Raw genomic sequence first — 20,343 nt, 5'->3', positions numbered from 1 at the left:
CGGTCCGTGCGACGGAAGCTCTTTCCGGAGGACCTCACGCGACGGACGGGAGACCGCTCATGACCGCTGCACGCCCGCACCGGATGAACGCCGCCGGCGGCTGCCCGCACGCGGACAACGCGCGGCTCCTCGCCCGGGGCGCCGTCTCGTCCGTCGTCCTCCCCGGCGACGTACCCGGCATGGCCGTGCTCGGCCACGAGACGCTGAAGGAGTTCCTCAGCCACCCGGACGTGGCCAAGGGCGCCGAACACTTCACCGCGCTCCAGGACGGGCTGATACCCGGCGGCTGGCCCCTGCGGACCTTCGCCACCGTCCAGGGCATGACCACCGCCGACGGCGCCGACCACCGGCGGCTGCGCTCGCTCGCCGGCCAGGCGTTCACCGCACGGCGGGTGGAGGAACTGCGGCCCCGGGTCGAGACGCTGACCGCCCGGCTCCTCGACGGACTGGAACAGGCCGCCAGGGCCGGTGACGGCGTCGCCGACCTGCGCCGCCACTTCGCCCTGCCCCTGCCCATGGGCGTCATCTGCGAGCTGCTCGGCGTGGACGCCGAACACCACGACCGGCTCCACCACCTCTCCAGCCGGGTCGTCGCCACCGACATCGGACCCGAGGAGGCGGTGGCCGCCAACCGGGAGATGGTGGACGTCCTCCGCGCCGTCGTGGCTGCCCGGCGCGCCGCCCCCGGCGACGACCTGACCAGCGCCCTGATCGCCGCCCGGGAGGAGGACGGCGACCGGCTCGGCGAGCCGGAACTGATCGGCACCCTGCTCCTCCTGGTCGTCGCCGGACACGAGACCACGCTGAACCTCGTCACCAACGCCGTCCGCGCCCTGTGCGCCCACCGCGACCAGCTCCACCTGGTCCGCACTGGCCGGGGCGACTGGGCCGGCGTCGTCGAGGAGACCCTGCGCTGGGACAGCCCCGTCAGTCACTTCCCCTTCCGCTACCCCACCCGCGACCTCGTCCTCGATGGCACACTCATCCCCCAGGGCACCCCCGTCCTGGCCGGTTACTCGGCCGCGGGCCGCGACCCGGCCGCCCACGGGCCCGACGCCGACCGGTTCGACATCACCCGCACCGCCCGCGGCTCCGGCCCCCGCCACCTCTCGCTCGGCCACGGCCCGCACTACTGCCTGGGCGCCCCGCTGGCCCGGCTGGAGGCCGGTATCGCGCTGGAGCGGCTCTTCACCCGCTTCCCGGATCTGGACCTCGCCGTTCCCGAAGCCCGCCTGCCCCGCCTCCCGAGCTTCGTGGGCAACAGCGTACGGACCCTGCCCGTACGGTTACGCGGGGGCGGCGCCGTCCGGTGAGCGCAGGGCGGTCACCAGGCGCAGCAGCCGCGCCTCATTGCCCGTCAGGCCGGCGCTGCGCAGCGCCTCGTCCGCCTCCGCCATCGGCGACGACAGGTACACCCCGGCCATGGGGGCCAGCTCCGGGTCGGAGAGCACCGCCTGGGCCGCCTCCATCAGCCGTATGTACGCCTGGGCAGCGGCGCGCTCATGCATGGTCAGCGTGGTGGTCATCTCTCGCTCCCTGTCGACCGGTTGGTGCCGTCCATGCCGTCCACTGTCGCGCACGGCACTGACAATCAGCCCTCGTCGCGCCCCCGCACGTACTCCACCAGCCGCTCCAGGAACACCCGCTGCCCCGAGACGAGCCGGGGCGCCGCCTCCTCGGGCGTGAACCACGCCACCCGGTCGACCTCCGGGAACTCCCGCGACCGCCCCGATCCGCGCGGCCACTCCATCGTGAACGTCCCCGGCACCACCGCGGCCGGGTCCAGGTCGGCCTCCACCGCCCACACCGTGACGATCTTGCCGCCGGCCTGGCGGGTCTCGCCGAGGGGCACCGGTTCCCCGTCCGGGGCCGGCAGGCCCAGCTCCTCCACGAACTCGCGTCGCGCGGCCGCCTCGGGCGTCTCGTCCGCCTCGTACTCGCCCTTCGGGACCGACCAGGCCCCCGCGTCGCGAGACGCCCAGGCGGGGCCGCCCATATGGGCGATGAGCACCTCCAGGGTTCCGCCCGAGGTGCGGAACAGCAGCAGACCCGCGCTTCGCTTCACCGTCATGCCGGAAAGTCTGCCCTCAGGCCGCCGGGTTAGCGTCGCAGTCGGAACGATCACCCCGAGCGAGGGAGCGAGAGGTCACATGTCCGTGTCCGAAGGGCCAGAGGGACCGGAGCGGGCCGAGCGGCGGCCCGACGCGCCCGACTACCCCGTACGGGAGGCGGCCCGCGCCCCCTCCGTGCCCGCGCTCGACGAGCGCCTCACGCACTGCCGGGCCTGCCCGCGGCTGGTCGACTGGCGGGAGCAGGTGGCGCGCGAGGGGCGGCGCGCCTACGCCGGCTGGGACTACTGGGCCCGGCCCGTCCCCGGCTTCGGGCCCGACGACGCCCGGCTCCTCGTCGTCGGCCTGGCCCCGGCCGCCCACGGAGGCAACCGCACCGGCCGCATGTTCACCGGCGACCGTTCCGGCGACGTCCTCTACGCCGCCCTGCACCGGGTCGGCCTCGCCAGCCAGCCGGACGCCACCCACATCGACGACGGACTGCGCCTGTACGGGGTACGGGTCACCGCCCCCGTCCACTGCGCCCCGCCCGCCAACAAACCCACACCGGAGGAACGCGACACCTGCCGTTCCTGGCTGGCCGGCGAACTGCGCCTGATGCGCCCGACCGTGCGTGCCCTCGTCGTCCTCGGCGCGTTCGGCTGGCAGGCCGTCCTGCCCGCACTGGCCGCGGCCGGCTGGTCGGTGCCCAGGCCCCGGCCCGCGTTCGCGCACGGGGCGCACGTCACCCTGGCCGCCACCGACGGGGGCCCGGACCTGGAACTGTTCGGCTGCTACCACGTCAGCCAGCGCAACACCTTCACCGGCCGCCTCACCCCCACCATGCTGACGGACGTGCTCAGCCGTGCCGCCCGGGCGGCCGGCCTGCGACCGTGATCCGGACGGGCCCGCCCTCCGGCTCCACCCGGCCCGTCCAGCCGCCCGCCAGCACCACGGACCGCGACGGGGTGGCCGTGCGCCACACCCGCTGCCGGTGCAGCACCGCGCCGTCCTGACGTACCGTCACTACAGGCCGCACCAGCCGCTCCGCCGCACGCAGCAGGAAGCCACCGCCGGCCGGCCCACCGATACGGCTGGGCGTCACCCACCGCAGCGGCGCGTCCACCACGACCGGAACCGGACGCTCCGGCCAGGACACCGCACCCGACAGGAACGACAGCACCGGCCCCGCCACCGCCCGCCCCTCCGCGACCGCCGTACCGGCCGGCTCGCCCCCGTGCAGGACGTCGCCCACCGCGAACACGCCCGCCACCGACGTACGGAACGCGCCGTCCACCGCCGGGCCGCGCGTCCCCGGGTCCAGCACCACCCCGCCGCACCGCGCCGGCTCGTGCTCCGGGACCCAGTCGCCGGTGAAGACCACGGTGTCGCACGCCACGGTCGCCTCCCGCCCGTCGCGGTGCCGCAGCCGCACGCCCGACAGCCGCCCCCGGCCCAGCAGTTCGGTGACCGTCGTCCCCCTCAGCACGGGGACGGGCCGCCACCCGCTGGACGTCCGCCCCACCTCCTCCGTGACGAGCGCGGCCACCGCCACGCCCGCCCGGCGCAGCGCCCGCACCGCGCCGAAGGCGGCCGGGTCCGCCCCGACGACCACCGCCCGCGTACCGACGGCCTGCCCGTACCCGTACACCGCGCGCCGCAGCTCCCCGCCGGTCAGCACACCGGCCGGCCGCGTCCCCGGCACCAGCCGTGCGGCGCGCGGACGCTCCCGGGCCCCGGTCGCCAGGACCACCGCCCGCGCGGTGACGCGTTCGAGGCCGGCCGGGCTCGTCGTGTCGAGCGTGAGCGGCCCCGCCCAGCCGGTGGCGGTGACACCCGTCCGGATCACCGCACCCCCCGACGGCCGTGGCGCGCCGCCCGCCTCCCGCTCCAGCACCTCCACGGTGCCCGCGCCCAGGGCGGCCAGCCGCGCGGCCGCCGCGCGCCCGGCGGGTCCCGCCCCGACGACGAGCACATCGACCGTACGCGTGGCGGTCACCGCGCCCCCTCGAACAGCGCCCGGACCGCCGCCCCGCAGTAATACCCCTGGCAGCGCCCGCCGCCCGCCCGGGTCCGGCGCCGCAGCCCGGCCGGGGAGGCGGGCGGGATCGTGGACGCGAGCGCGTCGCGGATCTCGCCGCGCGTCACCCGCTCGCAGTGGCACACGATCTCCCCGTACGCGCGGTCCGCCGCGATCAGCTCCGCGTCCCTGTACGGACGGGGAAACGCCTCGCCCACGTTCGGCATCCGCACCACCGGCAGCTTCCGCGCGGGCCCCGGCTCCAGGCCCGCGTCCGCCAGCAGCTCCACCACATGGGCGGCGATCGCCATCGACGCCGTCAGCCCCGTCGAGCGGATGCCGCCGACCGTGACGTACCGCCGCTGGGGGTGGCAGGCGATCCGGTAGTCGTCCTCCCCGGTCGCCGCCCGCAGCCCCGCGTACACCGCCGTGACCTCCTCCTCCAGCAGCGCGGGCAGGATCCGCCGGCCCTTCTCCCGCAGGAACGCCAGCCCCTCGGCCGTCGAACCGGTCGCCGCCTTGTCGCCGAGGTCCTCGGCGGTGGGCCCGAGCAGCACCTTGCCGTGCACGGTGGGGGCGACCAGCACGCCCTTGCCGAGGGCCGTCGGCACCGGCAGCAGGATGTGCCGGACCAGGTGGCGCGCGAACGTGTCGAACACGATCAGCTGACCGCGCCGGGGCGTCACCGTGAAGTCGCGGTACCCGAGCCGCCGGTCGAGCTCGTCCGCGTACAGCCCGGCGGCGTTGACCAGGTACCGGGTGCGGAGGGTCCCGCGGCTCGTCACCAGCTCATGACCGGGACGGACGTCCTCCACCCGGCAGTTCAGGTGCAGGTCCACCCCCGCGCGGACCGCCTGGGTCGCGTACGCCAGTGTCGTGGTCCACGGGCAGATGACGCTCTCGCCCGGCACGTCCAGCGCGCCGAGCGCGCCCGGCCCGAGGTGCGGTTCGCGCGCGTACAGCTCGTCGGGGCCGATGATCCGGGCCTCCCGGTAGCCGTTCTGCTCCGCCTTGCGGGCCAAACCCGGGAGTGCGGCGAGCTGCTCCTCGTCCCAGGCCACGAGCAGCGCGCCCAGCGGCTCCACCGGGATGCCCACCTCGGTGGCGTACGCGGCGAGCCACCGCTGCCCCTCCCGTACGAGCCGGGCCTCCAGCGATCCGGGGACGGTGTCGAAACCGGTGTGCAGGATCGCGGTGTTGGCCTTCGACGTGCCCTCGCCGACATCGGCGGCGGCGTCCACGAGCGCGGTACGCAGGGGAAAGCGGGCCAGTTCACGGGCGATGGCCGAGCCGACCACTCCGGCGCCGACGACCACCACGTCGTACGGTTCCTCGGGGAAGGGGGTCACGGCGTACGGTCCAGCAGCGCGGCGACCTCCGCACGGAACGCGCCCATCCGCTCGGCGGCCTCGGCGGCCGTGATGCGCGGCTCGTACACGGTGGACGGCCGCCACGGCGGGACCGCGTCCTTGAGCGGCAGCAGCGGGTCGAGGCCCAGGCGGGCGAGGGCGCCCACGCCCAGTGCGGTGACGTCCGGCAGCGCCGACACCTCGACGGGCCGTTGGAGCAGGTCCGCCTGGGTCTGCATCAGCAGCGCCGACCGGGTCAGCCCGCCGTCGACGCGCAGGGAGGTGAGCGGCGCGCCCAGGTCGGCGCCGGCCGCCGACGCCAGCTCCACCACCTGCGCGGCGATGCCCTCGCACAGGGCCCGCACCAGGTGCCCGGCCGTCGTGTCCAGCCCGAGTCCGGTCACCGACCCGCGGACGTCCCCGCGCCACCACGGCGCCGCGAGCCCGGACAGTGACGGTACGAACGTGACACCGCCCGCGTCCGGCACGGTGGACCCCACCCGGTCGAGGTCGGCGGCGCCGCCGATCACCCCGAGGTCGGTGAGCCAGCGCACGGCGGAGGCGGCCGTGTACACCTGCCCGTCCAGGCAGTAGTCGGCCCGCCCGCCGAGCCGCCACGCGACGCAGGCGACCAGTCCCGAGGGGCCCCGCCGGGGCCGGTCGCCGGTCTGCGCGAGGAGGAACGCCCCGGTGCCGTACGTGCACTTGGCGGCGCCCGGCTCGGTGGCGCCCTGCGCGAGCAGCGCGGCCTGCTGGTCGACCAGGAGTCCCGTCAGGGGCAGACCGGTGCCGAAGGCCCGGGTGGTCCCCACGGGCCCCGCCGCGTCCACGATCCGCGGCAGGCGCTCGCCGGACAGCCCGAAGACCTCCAGCGCCTCCGGCGACCAGGCGACCGCGTCCAGGTCCAGGAGCTGGGTGCGCCCGGCCGTCGCCGCGTCCGTGACGAACTCACCGGTCAGCTGCCGCACCAGCCAGGCGTCGCTCGTCGTCACCACCCCGTCCCGGGTGAGATGGCGGCGTATCCAGGCCATCTTGGGCGCGGCGAAGTAGGGGTCGAGCGGAAGCCCGGTCATCTGCCGCAACCGGTCGGCGTACGGGGCGAGTTCGGCGCAGATGTCCTCCGCCCGCTTGTCGTGCCAGACGATCGCGTCCGTCAGGGGCGCGCCGGTCGCCGGGTCCCAGGCGAGGACCGTCTCGCCCTGGTTGGCCAGGCCCACGGCGGCGACCGGCTCCCCGGCGGCAGCCAGCGCGCGGCGCCCGGCGTCCACGACCGAGTCGAGCAGCTCGCGCGGGTCGGCCTCCACCCGGCCGCCCGGCAAGTGGCGGGGGCGCACCGGTGCCGTGGCGGAACCGATCACACCGCGGTCCGGGCAGATCACCAGGGCCTTGGTGCCCGACGTGCCCTGATCGACGGCCAGTACGGGGCCCGTCATCGCCCACTCCCGTCCGCTCGTGCCGCTCGGAAAGACGAAGATCGTCGAACGGAAGCCTGGTCCAGCCCGGGCGCCGGCGTCAAGATCTGTCCGTGATCGCACGGACGCGCACCGGACGCGGTTGTCTCTGATGATGCGTCAACTTGCTTATTTCTTCGGATCATTTCGCTTTCTGCGCAAAAGTGGACCGGGATCGTCCATGGAGCCCTATAGTGATCGCCGATCAACGGCCGGTAGTCATGGAGCAGTCCGACCGCTCTCCGTGGCGTTCCGGACCTCCACCGCACGCTCAGAGGACCCATGACCACCAGCACACCGATACCGGCCTGCCCACCGACGGGGACGGGGTGATGTCCGGCCAGGACTTCCGGCCGGTGTACCACCCGGCGGGCCACGACGCCGCCTTGCGCGGAGTGCTGCAGGACCTGCGTACCGGACGCTGGCTCTCGATGGCCCAGCTCCTGGCGGACACCGCCGGTGACCGGTCCCTGTGGACCCGGCGTACCCAGGTGCTGGCGGCCGTCGCCGCCGGCTCCGACGTCGTCCGGGCCTGGCGCGCCGAGCAGCCCCACAGCGCCGCCGCGACCGTCATGCACGCCAGGGTCGCCGTGGAACGCGCCCTGCGCGCCCACCGCGAAGGGCGCCCGCGCACCGGCGAACTGTGGCGGCTCGCCTGGGAGGCATGCTCGGCCGCCGCCCAGGCGGCCCCCGCCGACCCGGTGCCCTGGGTGTGCCTGCTGGCCCTCGCCGTCCTGGACGAGGAACAGCGCATGGAACAGCACCGGATGCGGCCGCCCGGGCCGATGCTGCCGCCCGGACCATGGGGCCTGCTCGCGGAGGCCGACAAGCGCGACCCGTACAACCGCGAGGCGTACCACCGGATGCTCCAGTTCCTGTACGCCCGCCACTCGGGCAGCGGCTCGCTGTCGGAGGCGGTCAACTTCGTCCAGTGGGCCGCCGCTTCGGCGCCTCCGGGCTCCGCGCTGCACGCCCTGCCGCTGTACGCCAGGGTCGAGCGGTACCGCCGCGAGCGCGGCCAGGAGAAGGCCCTGGACCTGCACTGGGTCACCGAGGACGCGGCCCGTGACGCCGAGCGCGCCCTGCACGCCTGGTTCGACCACACGGACCCCGCCGCCGAGTCGCTCCTCGACCTCAACCACCTGGCGCACGCCCTGTGGGGAGCCCTCCGGTTCGACGCCGCCGCCCGCCTCTTCGCGGCGCTGGGCCCGTACTACACCCCGCAGCCCTGGGCGTACCGCACCCGCGACCCCGCCGACCAGGCCCTGGCCGAGGAGCTGTTCACCCGCGCCCGCGCCCGCTGCCTGTCCTCCCCCCGCTGACCCGCACCAACCCACCACCTCGGAGGTAGCGCCATGTCCCGCACCCTATGGGCCGGTCCGGAGCAGTCGCCCCGGCCCACGGACGAGGAGGAGAGGCTGAGGGAACTCGGCTACCAGCCGGTCCTGGCCCGCCGGATGGGAAGCTTCGGCAACTTCGCCATCAGCTTCTCCGTCATCTCCATCCTGTCCGGCTGCATGACCCTCTACGGCTTCGGCCTCGGCACCGGCGGCCCGGCCGTGATGATGTGGGGCTGGGCGGGCGTCGGCCTGTTCGTGCTGTGCGTCGGCCTGGCGCTCGCCGAGGTCACCAGCGCGTACCCGACCTCCGGCGCCCTGTACTACATGGCCGACCGGCTCGGCGGGCGCCGGTGGGGCTGGTACACGGGCTGGCTGAATCTGCTCGGTCTGCTCGGGGCGATCGCCGGTATCGACTACGGCGCCGCGCTCTTCACCGGCGCCTTCCTCAACCTGCGGTTCGGCTTCGAGCCCACGCCCGGCTCCACCTTCGTCATCTTCCTGTGCATCCTGCTGCTGCACGCCGTGCTCAACCTGTTCGGCGTGCGCCTCGTCAGCGTCCTCAACTCCATCAGCGTGTGGTGGCACCTGACCGGTGTCGCCGTGATCGTCGGGGCGCTCGCCATCGTCCCCGACCGCCACCAGTCGGCCGAGTTCGTCTTCACCGAGTTCGTCAACGACACCGGCTGGGCCAACCCGTTCTACGTCGCGGCGGTCGGCCTGCTGCTCGCGCAGTACACCTTCTCCGGGTACGACGCCTCCGCCCACCTCTCCGAGGAGACGTCCAACGCGTCCGTCTCGGCCGCCAAGGGCATCGTCCGGGCCATCTGGGTCTCCTGGATCGCCGGATTCGCGCTGCTCGCCGGGCTGACCTTCGCCATCCAGGACTACGCCGGCACGCAGAACAGCGCCACCGGGGTGCCGCCCGCGCAGATCCTGCTCGACGCGCTCGGCTCTGGCGGCGCCTCCGCCCTGCTCCTGGTCGTGATCGTGGCGCAGCTGTTCTGCGGCAACGCCGAGGTGGCCGCCGCCAGCCGTATGGTGTTCGCCTTCAGCCGGGACAACGCGCTGCCCGGCTCGGCGCTCTGGCGGAAGGTCAGCAGCCGCACCCAGACACCGGTCCCCGCGGTCTGGCTGTCGGTCGCCGTCGCGGGCGTCCTCGCCGTCCCGTCGCTGTACTCGGCCACCGCCTACGGCGCGGTCACCGCCATCAACGTCATCGGTATCACCCCCGCGTACGCGATCCCGATCTACCTGCGGCTGCGCGCGGGTGACCGGTTCCGGCCGGGCCCTTGGTCCCTGGGCCGCTGGAGCAAGCCGATCGGCTGGACGGCGGTGGTCTGGGTGGCGGTGGTCACGGTGCTGTTCTGCCTGCCGCAGAAGTCGCCGGTGACCATCGACTCCATGAACTACGCCGTGATCGCGCTCGCGGTGGTCCTGATCCTCGCCAGCGTGTGGTGGTACGTCGCCCGCGGCTCGTACGGCACGCCGGCCCCGTACGGGAACGCCCGGGAGCGGGCGGAGATCTCCGAGGGCATCGTCTGACGACGCGATCAGCTCGTGAACTCGTACGTCCACGAGGCCGATTCGGGCGCGAACCGGATGTCCGTGACCTCCAGCACATGGCCGTGCTGGTCGCTCACGACCCGGTGCACGGTGAGGCACGTGGTGGCGACCGGACCGTGGCCGACGCCGATCGACTCGCGGCGCGTCAGCCGCAGCCCGGCGCGGTGCATCCAGTGGTACAGCAGCCGCAGGTCGGGCCGCGCGGGCCAGGCCTCCGGCCGCCGGAACCGGGCGAGTTCGGGAACCTCCGCCAGCGCGTACCGGGAGAACCGGGACAGTGCCTCCTGTACGGGCGTGCCCGCGGCGCCCGGAACCTCGTGGTGGTGGACGAGCGACGGCTCGCCGGGCAGCAGGCCCAGCCGCTCGGCGAGCCCGGTCGGCGTGGGTTCCCAGGCGAGCCGGGTCACGGCGGACGCCTCGGGGGTGCCGGTGCCGCACGGGAACCGCAGCAGGCCCGGCGCGAGGACGGGCCCCGCCGCCTCGGGCGCGGCGGCCGCGGCGAACGTGCCGCGCCGCTCGGTCACCACGAGCCGCTCGTCGCGCAGCAGTTGCAGCGCGTTGCGTACGGTGTGCCGGTTGACCCGGAAGCGGTGCACGAGGGAGCGCTCGGACGGCAGCCTGGTTCCGGGGGCGATGCGCCGCTGGGTGAGGTCGTCGCGCAGCGCGGCGGCGACCCGGAGGTAGAGCGGAAGTGCCGCGGGGCTCTGGGGCTCAGCCATGTTCAACCCTCAATTTCCTTCGCTCATAGTAGTCGAGCGTGCCGTGTGGGTGATCAATCCCTATCATTGGTCTAAACCTTTTAGGAAGGGGCTGTCCGTCATTCCGCCGCACTCTGGCCGAAACGGATTCACTGGCGCGGCGCCCGGGTACCCGGCCCGCACCCCGCAGGAGCCGGTGAAGGGACACGCACGATGAGGGCCGTGACATGGCAGGGAAAGCGCGACGTACGGGTGGAGACGGTGCCGGACCCGAAGATCGAACAGGCCACGGACGCGGTCATCAAGGTCACCTCCACCGGCCTGTGCGGCTCGGACCTGCACCTCTACGAGGTCCTCACCCCGTTCATGACACCCGGCGACATCCTGGGCCATGAGCCGATGGGCGTCGTGGAGGAGGCCGGCTCCGAGGTCCCGGGGCTCAAGCCGGGCGACCGCGTCGTCGTCCCGTTCCAGATCGCCTGCGGCCACTGCTGGATGTGCACGTCCGGGCTGCCCACCCAGTGCGAGACCACGCAAGTGCGGGAGGAGGGCATGGGCGCCGCGCTCTTCGGCTACTCCAGGCTGTACGGCTCCGTGCCCGGCGGCCAGGCCGAGTACCTCCGCGTCCCGCAGGCCCAGTTCGGTCCCATCAAGGTCCCCGAAGGCCCGCCGGACGACCGCTTCCTGTACCTCTCCGACGTCCTGCCCACCGCCTGGCAGGCCGTGCGGTACGCCGACGTCCCCCCGGGCGGCTCGGTCGCCGTCCTCGGGCTCGGCCCGATCGGCGACATGTGCTGCCGCATCGCCCTCCACCAGGGCGCCGCCCAGGTCGTCGGCGTCGACCTCGTACCCGAACGCCTGCAGCGCGCCCGGGAGCGCGGCGTCGAGGTGTTCGACCTGAGCGGGTTCGACAGCCACGACGAGCTCGTGGACGCAGTCAAGGACCGCACCTCGGGGCGCGGCCCGGATGCCGTCATCGACGCGGTGGGCACCGAGGCCCACGGCAGCCCCCTCGCCCGCACCCAGCAGCAGGCCGCCGGGCTGCTGCCCAAGGCGTGGGCGGCCCGCCTGCACCAGAAGGCCGGCACCGACCGGCTGGCCGCCCTGTACCTGGCGATCGACCTGGTGCGGCGCGGCGGCACCGTATCGCTGAGCGGCGTCTACGGCGGCGCGGCCGACCCGCTGCCGATGATGACGCTGTTCGACAAGCAGATCCAGCTGCGCATGGGCCAGGCCAACGTCCGCCGCTGGGTCGACGACATCCTGCCGCTCCTCACCGACGAGGACCCGCTCGGCGTGGACGGCTTCGCCACCCACCACGTCCCGCTCGCCGACGCCCCGCACGCGTACAAGATGTTCCAGCAGAAGCAGGACGGCGCGGTCAAGGTCGTCATGCGTCCGTGAGCGGCATGGATCAGGCGGCGTCGGCCTCCCGCCGCGGCGGCGGTTCCGTCGGGGCCTCCAGCACCGGGCCGAACAGCACCGCGCGGAGCACCGGCGGGGCGAACAGCGCGGTCAGCGGCTCGGCCAGCGACAGCGCCGACAGGAAGGCGGCGCCCACGACCGGGTCGCCCGGGGCGCGGTCCTGGACCCGCTTCAGGTACCAGGCGGCCGCCCGGTCGGCGACCGAGGTCCGTGCGGCGTCGCCCTCCGCGCCCGGCATCTTCCTGTCCGCTCCCGCCGAGATGTCCCATGCCTGCCCGGAGGCGTCGAACAGGGCCCGCTGCACGCGGCGCGTCGTCGGCGTACGGCGCGGGTCCGCCAGCGCGTCGCGCAGCGCGACCGCGCCGATCGCGGCGACCGACATGCCCTGCCCGTAGATCGGGTTGAAGGTGCACAGGGCGTCGCCCGTGGCCAGGAACCCGGCGGGGCGGCGCCCCGGACGGTCGTACCGGCGCCGGACGTTGGCCGTCTGGCGGAAGCCGTGCACCGCCGACGCGGGCTCCGCCTTGGCGAGCCAGTCCCGCAGGACCGGGTGCGGCAGCCGTTCCGCGAATTTCTCGAACGCGTCCTCGTCCGTGGGCGGTTCCTCGCCGCGCAGGCCGGAGAGGGTCACCAGATACCGCCCGCCCTCGATCGGCAGTACCACACCGCCGTACGTCTGCGTGGGGTTGGGCACGATGTACTGGCCGGTGACGTCCCCGCCGTCCGCCGCCGCACCCGGCCGGTACACCCGTGTCGCGTACGCCAGGCCCGTGTCGAGGACCTCCTCCAGCGGCGGCTCCGCCCCGATCGCCGCCAGCCAGTCCGGGGCGCGGGAACCACGGCCCGACGCGTCCACGACGAGGTCCGCCTCCAGGGGGCGCGGCTCCTTGTTCCTCCCCGCGCCGCGCTCGCGCAACAGCACCCCTCGTACGCGGGCGGCGTCGCCGACCAGGCCCACGGCCTCCGTACCCTCCATGGTCCCGATCCTGGGACCGGCCAGGACGCGGCGGCGCAGCACCTGCTCGACCAGGGGGCGGGAACCGGTGTAGAGGTACGCGGTGGCCGGGGTACGGCGGTACCAGCAGCCGCCCTGCCACTGCACCATGTCCTCGGGCATGCCGACCCTCGGCGACCCCTGCTCCCGCAGCTCGTCGACGACCCCCGGAAGCAGCTGCTCCAGCGCGCGCCTGCCCCCGTCGATCAGGACGTGCAGATGCCGCCCCTGCGGCACGCCCGCGCGAGGCTCGGGCTCGTCGGGGAAGCGGTCGCGCTCGACGATCGTGACCCGGTCCGCGTGCTCGGCGAGCACCCGGGCCGCCAGCAGTCCCGCGATGCTGCCACCGATGACCACGGCGTGCCGTGCCCCGCGCCTCGTTCCCAACTGGTCGGCCATGCGCGCCCCTTCGCGTCGTCGGTCTACGACTGACCAGTATCCACCGCGGATTGGGGGAGGTCGCGTGCGCCGAGCCGGAGGTGCTCGATGTGGTAGACGGCTTCGTCGAGGAGCTGGGCGACATGGTTGTCGTACAGGCTGTACTCGATGCGGCGGCCCTGTCGCACGCCGGTGACCAGGCTCAGGGCGCGCAGCAGCCGCAGCTGGTGCGAGACCGCCGACTGCTCCATGGCGACCGACTCGGCCAGCTCGGTCACCCCGCACGGCCCCTGGCGCAGCCGGGTGAGGATCATCAGCCGGGACGGCGTGGCGAGGGCCTGGAGCGTGGCGGCGATGGTGGCTGCGGACTCCGCGTCCAAGAGGGCCGCCGGGGTCGTCTCACCGTTCACTCCATGTCCCATGCGGGTCATGGTAACCGCGTGTCCAGTCGTACAGATGAAGACCTCTTCATGCGTTCCGCTATGGTGGAGCCCGTCCCTGCCGCCCCGTGAAGAGGTGCACGCCCATGGCTTCCCCGGTGCTCGACACCAGGCCCGCGGCCCCGCCCGCCCAGGCCGTCCCGCCGACCCGCCGGACCCGGCTGTTCGCCCTGCCCGAGGTCCGCTGGGCCGCGCTGTCCGCCGTGGCCTTCCTCGCCGCGCTCCCGCTCGACCTGGCCGGAGCTCCCGCGTGGGCCTGGGGCCCGCTCTACGCCGTCTGCTACGCCGCCGGCGGCTGGGAGCCCGGCTGGGCCGGACTCCAGGCGCTGCGCGAGAAGTCCCTCGACGTCGACCTGCTGATGGTCGTCGCCGCGCTCGGCGCCGCCGCGATCGGGCAGTACCTGGACGGCGGGCTGCTCATCGTCATCTTCGCCACCTCGGGCGCCCTGGAGGCCCTCGCCACTCGCCGCACCGCCGACTCCGTACGCGGCCTCCTGGACCTGGCGCCCGCGCGCGCCGTCCGGCTGAACGGCTCCGACGAGCAGCCGGTGGACGTGGCGGACCTGCGGGTCGGCGACACCGTCCTCGTACGGCCGGGGGAGCGGCTGCCGGCCGACGGCACCGTCCTCGACGGCACGAGCGACGTCGACCAGGCCACCATCACGGGCGAACCCCTGCCCGCCCCCAAGGCGCCCGGTGACGACGTCTTCGCCGGCACCCTCAACGGCACGGGCGCGCTACGCGTACGGGTCGACAAGGACGCCTCCGAGTCCGTCATCGCCCGGATCGTCGCCATGGTGGAGGAGGCCAGTGCCACCAAGGCCCCCACCCAGCTGTTCATCGAGAAGGTCGAACAGCGCTACTCGGTGGGGGTGGTCGTCGCCACCCTGGCCCTCTTCGCCGTGCCTTTGGCCTTCGGCGCGGACTTCACCGAGACGCTGCTGCGCGCCATGACGTTCATGATCGTGGCGTCACCGTGCGCGGTGGTCCTCGCCACCATGCCGCCGCTGCTCTCCGCGATCGCCAACGCCGGCCGGCACGGTGTCCTGGTCAAGTCGGCCGTGGTGATGGAGCGGCTGGGCCAGGTGGACCGGGTCGCGCTCGACAAGACCGGCACCCTGACCGAGGGCGCGCCACGCGTCGCGGAGGTACGGCTGACCGGCGCCCTGACGGAGCCCGAGGTCCTCGGCCTGGCCGCCGCCGCCGAGCTGCCGAGCGAACACCCCCTCGGCCGCGCGGTGGTGGCCGCCGCCCGGGAGCGGGATCTGCCGGTACCTGCCGCCCGGGACTTCGCCTCGGTCCCGGGCGTCGGCGTCCGCGCCCTCGCCGACGACCGTGAGGTGACGGTGCGCCGCCCGGCCGCGGACCGTGAAAGCACCACCGTGCCGGGGGAGCCCGGCCTGGAGCCGGACCAAGGGCCGCCCCTGGCCGTGCGGGAGTTGGAGGCCGATGGCCATACCGCCGTCGTGGTGACCGTCGACGGCGTGCCCGTCGCCGTGCTCGGCATCGCCGACCGGCTCCGCGACGGCGCCCCGGCCGCCGTCGCCGCCCTCGCCCGGCTCACCGGCACCGCGCCGACCCTGCTGACCGGCGACAACGAACGCGCGGCGCACCGCCTCGCCACCGACGCCGGGATCACCGACGTACGGGCCGGGCTGCTGCCCGAGGACAAGGTCACCGCCGTACGGGACTGGGAACGCGCCGGCCTGCGCACCCTGGTCGTGGGCGACGGCGTCAACGACGCGCCCGCGCTCGCCGCCGCACACTGCGGCATCGCGATGGGCCGCGCCGGCTCGGACCTCGCCCTGGAGACCGCCGACGCCGTCGTCGTACGCGACGAACTGGCCACCGTCCCGGCTGTCGTGGCCCTCTCCCGGCGCGCCCGCCGGCTCGTCGTGCAGAACCTGGTGATCGCCGGGGTCTGCATCGGCGCCCTGGTGATCTGGGACCTGGCCGGGCACCTGCCGCTGCCGCTCGGCGTGGCGGGCCACGAGGGCTCCACGGTCCTGGTCGGCCTCAACGGGCTGCGCCTGCTGCGCGAATCGGCCTGGCGCAGGGCGACGTGCTGAGCCGTCGGGCTGCCGGGCGAGCCATGGTGAACCAGGACGCATACCGCCGCGAGCTGGGTTATCTGATGCGGTACGCCAACGACGACTGGCTCGGTTTCTCGGTCATCAGCGGGTCTGTGGGCAGCCTCCTCGGACGCGGCGCCTCATTCCAGGACCAGCTGACGCTGCTCCTGCGGATCGTCGGCGATCTGTATGACGCGGGAGCGCGAGCGGGCGAACTGACGGAGTCGGCCGGGAAGCCTTTCGTGCCGTGGCGAATGGACAAAGCCGAGGTGCTGGAGCGGATCGCGGCAGAGGTCCAGCCGCATTCCCGGTTGCCCGACTCCGGGGACGTCTGCTGGTTCACGGTGCCGTGATCAGGGCATGGCCGTCGTGACGCGGGGTTGACGGCGGCCATGCACGCCACGTCCAGTTGCCGACGCTTCGGACCGAGCGGGGACTCCAGGCTCGTGCCCGGTTCGGGCCACGGCCCGTCAGGCGTACACCGCCTCGTGGTCGCAGACGTCCTCCGTGCCGTGGACGTCCCAGGCCGGGAACGGGTCGTCCCACGGGCCGCTCTCGCCCTCCGCCACCAGGCAGGCGTCCAGCGCCCGGTGGAGGGCGCCCGCGCGGAGGCCGGTGCCGATGAAGACCAGATCCTGGCCCTGGCCGCCGTCCTCACGGGTGCCGGACGGCTCGAAGCGGGCCACCGTGCCTGCCTGGGACCACAGGCCGGTCACCCGGTCGCGGCCGGCCAGCCAGAAGAAGCCCTTGGAGCGCAGCACCCGGCCGAACTCCCCGCTGTCCAAGGCCTCGGTGACGAACCGCCACAGCCGCTGCGGGTGGAACGCCCGCTCGGGAGCCCGGAAAACGGTGGAGGAGATGCCGTACTCCTCCGTCTCCGGAACGTGGTCGCCGTTGAGCTCCATGACCCAGCCGGGCGCCTGCTGGGCACGCTCCAGGTCGAACAGGCCGGTGCCGAGAACGTCCCTCGGGTCCACCCGGCCGCGTACGGCAGTCACGATCCGCGCGGCCGGGTTGAGGCGGGTGACGGCGGCCGTCAGCCGTGCCGCGTCCGCCTCGCCGACCAGGTCCAGCTTGTTGACGACGATGACGTCCGCGAACTCGATCTGGTCCATCAGCAGATCGCTGACGGTCCGCTCGTCGTCCTCGTACTGGTCCAGGCCGCGCTCCGCGAGCCCGTCGCCGCCCTCGAGCTCGGGCAGGAAGTTCGCCGCGTCGACGACCGTGACCATGGTGTCGAGCCGGGCCAGGTCGCCGAGCGTCGCGCCGTCGTCACGCGGGAAGGCGAAGGTCGCGGCGACCGGCATCGGCTCGCTGATGCCGCTGGACTCGATGAGGAGGTAGTCGAAGCGGCCCTCGCGGGCCAGCCGGTCCACCTCCTCCAGGAGGTCGTCGCGCAGGGTGCAGCAGATGCACCCGTTGGTCATCTCGACCAGCCGCTCCTCGGTGCGGGAGAGCGCCGCCTCGCCACCGCGCACCAGGGCGGCGTCGATGTTGACCTCGCTCATGTCGTTGACGATCACGGCGACCCGCAGGCCGTCCCGGTTGCTCAGGACGTGGTTGAGCAGGGTCGTCTTGCCGGCACCGAGGAAGCCGGAGAGCACCGTGACCGGAAGGCGGGGGTGGGAGCCGGTCGCCGTGGCCGTCGTCATCGCGCTCAGCCCTCCGGGTGGATCAGGCCGCGCTCGTACGCCTTCACCAGGCGCTGCGGCACCTGGTAGACGGCGCCGTCGACCGTGACGGGCACCAGCTGGGGCGTGGACGCCTTCCACTGGGCTCGGCGGTGGCGGGTGTTGGAGCGGGACATCTTCCGCTTGGGTACGGCCATGACTGCGGGACCTCCATCGTCGGTACGGTGGCGGCCACGCTACCTGAAAATGATTACCGTTAACAATCCGAGTCGGGGCCGGGCCCGGGGTCGCTGTCCAGCCCGGCCAGCGCCTCCGCCAGCCACGCTGTCCAGAACCGCTCCAGCTCGATCCCGCCGCGCAGCACCAGATGGCGCAGCCGGTCCGCCTCGGTGGTGCGGCGCTCCGGCGGGAACTGCCGCTCCTCCATCCCCAGGTACGCCGCCAACTGCGCCTGGTGCAGCCCGAGATGGCGGCGCAGCTCGTCCGCGAAGCCCTCCGTCCCCACCACCGCCGCCGCCCGCAGCCGCAGCAGCAGGGCGTCCCGGATCGGCTTGGGGTCCTCGCTGCGCCGCACCCAGTCCGTCAGCTCCGCGCGGCCCGCGGGCAGCACCTCGTACTCCTTCTTCTGCCCTCGGGACGGAACCTCGGCGGGCAGGGCCCGGATGTGCCCCGCCCGCTCCAGTTTTCCCAGCTCGCGATAGATCTGCTGATGCGTGGCCGACCAGAAGTAGCCGATCGACCGGTCGAAGCGGCGGGTCAGCTCCAGGCCCGAGGACGGCTTTTCGAGCAGAGCGGTGAGGATCGCGTGCGGGAGTGACATGACCGCATCCTAGGGACGCGAGATCGTCACAGGGCCGCCGCCAGCCGCGTCCCCTGGTCGATCGCGCGCTTGGCGTCCAGCTCCGCCGCCACGTCCGCACCCCCGATGAGGTGCACCGACACCCCGGCCGCCACGAGCTCCTCGTACAGCTCGCGCCGCGGCTCCTGGCCCGTGCACAGCACCACCGTGTCGACCGGTACGGTGCGGGCCTCGCCGTCCACGGTGATGTGCAGGCCCTCGTCGTCGATCCGCTCGTACGTGGCGCCCGCGACCATGGTCACGCCCCGGTGCTTGAGTTCCGTGCGGTGGATCCAGCCGGTCGTCTTACCCAGACCCGCGCCGACCTTGGACTTCTTGCGCTGGAGCAGGTGCACGGTACGCGGCGGCTTCGGCCGCTCGGGCGCGCGCAGCCCGCCCCTCCCCGCGTACGAGGTGTCGACGCCCCACTGCCGGAAGTACGTCTCGGCGTCCTGGCTCGCGCCCTCGCCGCCGTCCGTCAGGAACTCCGCCACGTCGAAGCCGATCCCGCCCGCCCCGATGATCGCGACCCGCTCACCCACCGGCGCGCCGTGCCTCAGCACGTCCAGGTAGCTGACCACGGACGGGTGGTCGACGCCCTCGATGGCGGGCGTGCGCGGGGTGACGCCGGTGGCGATGACGACCTCGTCGAAGCCGGCGAGCAGCTCGGCGTCGGCGTACGTGCCCAGGCGGACGTCCACACCGCGTTCGGCCAGCTGCGTACGGAAGTAGCGCAGCGTCTCGTCGAACTCCTCCTTGCCCGGTACGCGCTTGGCGATGTTCAGCTGCCCGCCGATCTCGTCCGCCGCGTCGAACAGTGTGACGTCGTGGCCGCGTTCGGCGGCGCTCACCGAGCAGGCGAGGCCCGCCGGGCCGGCGCCGACCACGGCGACGCGCTTGCGCAGCCGGGTGGGGGAGAGGACCAGTTCGGTCTCGTGGCAGGCGCGCGGGTTCACCAGGCAGGAGGTGATCTTGCCGCTGAAGGTGTGGTCCAGGCATGCCTGGTTGCAGCCGATGCAGGTGTTGATGGTCTCCGGCCGGCCGCTCGCGGCCTTGGCGACGAACTCCGGGTCGGCCAGGAAGGGGCGGGCCATCGACACCATGTCCGCGCGGCCCTCGGCCAGCAGGGCCTCCGCCACCTCCGGGGTGTTGATGCGGTTGCTGGTGATCAGCGGGATGGACACCGAGCCCATCAGCCGCTTGGTGACCCAGGTGTACGCGCCGCGCGGCACCGAGGTGGCGATGGTGGGGATACGGGCCTCGTGCCAGCCGATGCCCGTGTTGATCATCGTGGCGCCGGCCGCCTCGATCTCCTTGGCGAGCGCGACGACCTCCTCCAGCGACGAGCCGCCCGGCACCAGGTCCAGCATGGAGAGCCGGTAGATCAGGATGAAGTCCTCGCCCACCCGCTCCCGCGTACGGCGCACGATCTCCAGCGGGAAGCGGACGCGGTTCTCGTACGAACCGCCCCAGCGGTCGGTGCGGTGGTTGGTCGCGGCGGCGATGAACTCGTTGATCAGGTAGCCCTCGGAGCCCATGATCTCGACCCCGTCGTACCCGGCGGACTTCGCCAGCTCCGCGGCCCGTACGTAGTCCTCGATCGTCCGCTCGACCTCGGCGTCGGTCAGCTCGTTCGGCACGAAGGGGCTGATCGGCGCCTGGAGCGCGCTCGGCGCGACCAGGTCGCGGTGGTACGCGTACCGCCCGAAGTGCAGGATCTGCATCGCGATCCGCCCGCCCGCCGCGTGCACGGCGTCCGTCACGACGCGGTGCTTCGCGGCCTCCTCATCGGTGGTGAGCTTCGCCCCGCCCTCGTACGGCCGGCCCGCGTCGTTGGGCGCGATGCCCCCGGTCACGATCAGCCCGACGCCACCCCGGGCGCGCTCGGCGTAGAAGGCGGCCATGCGCGCGAAGCCGTTCTCGGCCTCCTCCAGCCCGACGTGCATGGACCCCATGAGCGCCCGGTTGGGCAGGGTGGTGAACCCCAGGTCCAGGGGGCTGAGCAGGTGCGGGTACGGGGCCGGGGCCGGGGTCGCAGTCATGGGGGGCGCCTCCTCGCGCGATGTCGTCGCACCAGTTGTAGACGACGCCGGACG

19 protein-coding genes are annotated in these 20,343 nt (G+C 73.8%); 7 read left to right on the top strand and 12 right to left on the bottom strand.

The window, feature by feature from the left end; genetic code table 11:
- The first annotated feature begins 59 nt into the window (after positions 1-59).
- Complete coding sequence (locus tag BKD26_RS30125) at positions 60-1,313, top strand: cytochrome P450 (RefSeq protein ID WP_084904774.1); 1,254 nt, start codon at positions 60-62, stop codon at positions 1,311-1,313.
- On the opposite strand, the gene BKD26_RS30120 is transcribed toward BKD26_RS30125, so the two are convergent.
- Positions 1,287-1,526 carry a hypothetical protein gene (locus tag BKD26_RS30120; protein WP_179166759.1) on the bottom strand — a complete coding sequence of 80 codons (240 nt, stop codon included), beginning with the start codon at positions 1,524-1,526 and terminating at the stop codon, positions 1,287-1,289. The genes BKD26_RS30125 and BKD26_RS30120 overlap by 27 nt on opposite strands.
- Before the next feature lie 65 nt (positions 1,527-1,591).
- Positions 1,592-2,071 carry an NUDIX domain-containing protein gene (locus BKD26_RS30115; protein WP_084904771.1) on the bottom strand — a complete coding sequence of 160 codons (480 nt, stop codon included), beginning with the start codon at positions 2,069-2,071 and terminating at the stop codon, positions 1,592-1,594.
- Between the two features lie 79 nt (positions 2,072-2,150).
- Between BKD26_RS30115 and BKD26_RS30110 the strand changes: the two genes are divergently transcribed.
- A complete protein-coding gene (locus BKD26_RS30110; protein WP_084904769.1) occupies positions 2,151-2,945 on the top strand; it encodes a uracil-DNA glycosylase in 795 nt (264 codons plus the stop codon).
- On the opposite strand, the gene BKD26_RS30105 is transcribed toward BKD26_RS30110, so the two are convergent.
- From BKD26_RS30105 to BKD26_RS30095, 3 genes are read right to left on the bottom strand one after another with little or no spacing between them, the layout of a single operon-like run.
- Positions 2,908-4,047, bottom strand: coding sequence for an FAD-dependent oxidoreductase (locus tag BKD26_RS30105; RefSeq protein WP_084904766.1), 1,140 nt, complete (start codon positions 4,045-4,047; stop codon positions 2,908-2,910). The two genes, BKD26_RS30110 and BKD26_RS30105, sit on opposite strands and share 38 nt — an antisense overlap.
- Positions 4,044-5,417: an FAD-dependent oxidoreductase gene (locus BKD26_RS30100; protein WP_084904764.1), complete on the bottom strand. Its 1,374-nt coding sequence runs from the start codon at positions 5,415-5,417 to the stop codon at positions 4,044-4,046. The genes BKD26_RS30105 and BKD26_RS30100 overlap by 4 nt, the downstream gene beginning before the upstream one ends.
- Positions 5,414-6,850, bottom strand: a complete 1,437-nt coding sequence (locus tag BKD26_RS30095) for an FGGY family carbohydrate kinase (protein WP_084904761.1) — start codon at positions 6,848-6,850, stop codon at positions 5,414-5,416. The genes BKD26_RS30100 and BKD26_RS30095 overlap by 4 nt, the downstream gene beginning before the upstream one ends.
- Positions 6,851-7,200: 350 nt before the next feature.
- On the opposite strand from BKD26_RS30095, the gene BKD26_RS30090 reads away from it, so the two are divergent.
- Both BKD26_RS30090 and BKD26_RS30085 read left to right on the top strand, forming a co-directional pair.
- Positions 7,201-8,190 (top strand): hypothetical protein, encoded by a 990-nt coding sequence (locus BKD26_RS30090; RefSeq protein WP_084904972.1) that lies wholly within the window; start codon positions 7,201-7,203, stop codon positions 8,188-8,190.
- Between the two features lie 33 nt (positions 8,191-8,223).
- A complete protein-coding gene (locus tag BKD26_RS30085; RefSeq protein ID WP_084904759.1) occupies positions 8,224-9,750 on the top strand; it encodes an amino acid permease in 1,527 nt (508 codons plus the stop codon).
- Between the two features lie 8 nt (positions 9,751-9,758).
- On the opposite strand, the gene BKD26_RS30080 is transcribed toward BKD26_RS30085, so the two are convergent.
- Entirely contained in the window at positions 9,759-10,490 is a 732-nt protein-coding gene (locus BKD26_RS30080) for a GntR family transcriptional regulator (RefSeq protein ID WP_084904970.1), read from the bottom strand.
- A 192-nt stretch (positions 10,491-10,682) separates the two neighbouring features.
- Here BKD26_RS30080 and BKD26_RS30075 point away from each other — a divergent pair, with 192 nt between their 5' ends.
- The gene (locus tag BKD26_RS30075; protein ID WP_084904756.1) at positions 10,683-11,873 is read left to right on the top strand and encodes a zinc-dependent alcohol dehydrogenase; all 1,191 of its coding nucleotides are present in this window, start codon (positions 10,683-10,685) and stop codon (positions 11,871-11,873) included.
- Between the two features lie 10 nt (positions 11,874-11,883).
- Here the strand turns inward: BKD26_RS30075 and BKD26_RS30070 are convergent, their stop codons facing one another.
- Positions 11,884-13,287 carry an FAD-dependent monooxygenase gene (locus tag BKD26_RS30070; protein ID WP_084904752.1) on the bottom strand — a complete coding sequence of 468 codons (1,404 nt, stop codon included), beginning with the start codon at positions 13,285-13,287 and terminating at the stop codon, positions 11,884-11,886.
- A 23-nt stretch (positions 13,288-13,310) separates the two neighbouring features.
- Positions 13,311-13,688, bottom strand: a complete 378-nt coding sequence (locus tag BKD26_RS30065; protein ID WP_084904749.1) for a metalloregulator ArsR/SmtB family transcription factor — start codon at positions 13,686-13,688, stop codon at positions 13,311-13,313.
- 104 nt (positions 13,689-13,792) lie between these two features.
- Between BKD26_RS30065 and BKD26_RS30060 the strand changes: the two genes are divergently transcribed.
- On the top strand, positions 13,793-15,775 hold the full coding sequence (locus tag BKD26_RS30060; protein ID WP_084904746.1) for a heavy metal translocating P-type ATPase: 1,983 nt from the start codon (positions 13,793-13,795) through the stop codon (positions 15,773-15,775).
- Positions 15,776-15,798: 23 nt separating this feature from the next.
- The gene (locus BKD26_RS30055) at positions 15,799-16,131 is read left to right on the top strand and encodes a hypothetical protein (RefSeq protein WP_084904743.1); all 333 of its coding nucleotides are present in this window, start codon (positions 15,799-15,801) and stop codon (positions 16,129-16,131) included.
- Between the two features lie 117 nt (positions 16,132-16,248).
- Here BKD26_RS30055 and BKD26_RS30050 read toward each other — a convergent pair whose 3' ends face one another.
- From BKD26_RS30050 to BKD26_RS30035, 4 genes are read right to left on the bottom strand one after another with little or no spacing between them, the layout of a single operon-like run.
- Entirely contained in the window at positions 16,249-17,430 is a 1,182-nt protein-coding gene (locus BKD26_RS30050) for a GTP-binding protein (protein WP_084904740.1), read from the bottom strand.
- A 5-nt stretch (positions 17,431-17,435) separates the two neighbouring features.
- Positions 17,436-17,606, bottom strand: coding sequence for a 50S ribosomal protein L32 (gene rpmF / locus BKD26_RS30045; RefSeq protein ID WP_073755986.1), 171 nt, complete (start codon positions 17,604-17,606; stop codon positions 17,436-17,438).
- Between the two features lie 59 nt (positions 17,607-17,665).
- Positions 17,666-18,229, bottom strand: a complete 564-nt coding sequence (locus BKD26_RS30040) for a PadR family transcriptional regulator (protein WP_084904737.1) — start codon at positions 18,227-18,229, stop codon at positions 17,666-17,668.
- 26 nt (positions 18,230-18,255) lie between these two features.
- Complete coding sequence (locus BKD26_RS30035) at positions 18,256-20,289, bottom strand: NADPH-dependent 2,4-dienoyl-CoA reductase (protein ID WP_084904734.1); 2,034 nt, start codon at positions 20,287-20,289, stop codon at positions 18,256-18,258.
- Between the last annotated feature and the right edge of the window lie 54 nt (positions 20,290-20,343).

It is taken from the genome of Streptomyces sp. CB03238 (genome assembly GCF_002099185.1).
In the GTDB taxonomy this organism is placed as follows: domain Bacteria; phylum Actinomycetota; class Actinomycetes; order Streptomycetales; family Streptomycetaceae; genus Streptomyces.
Note: the sequence above shows the minus strand (reverse complement) of the source record. Positions and strands in the feature narration are given on the sequence as shown.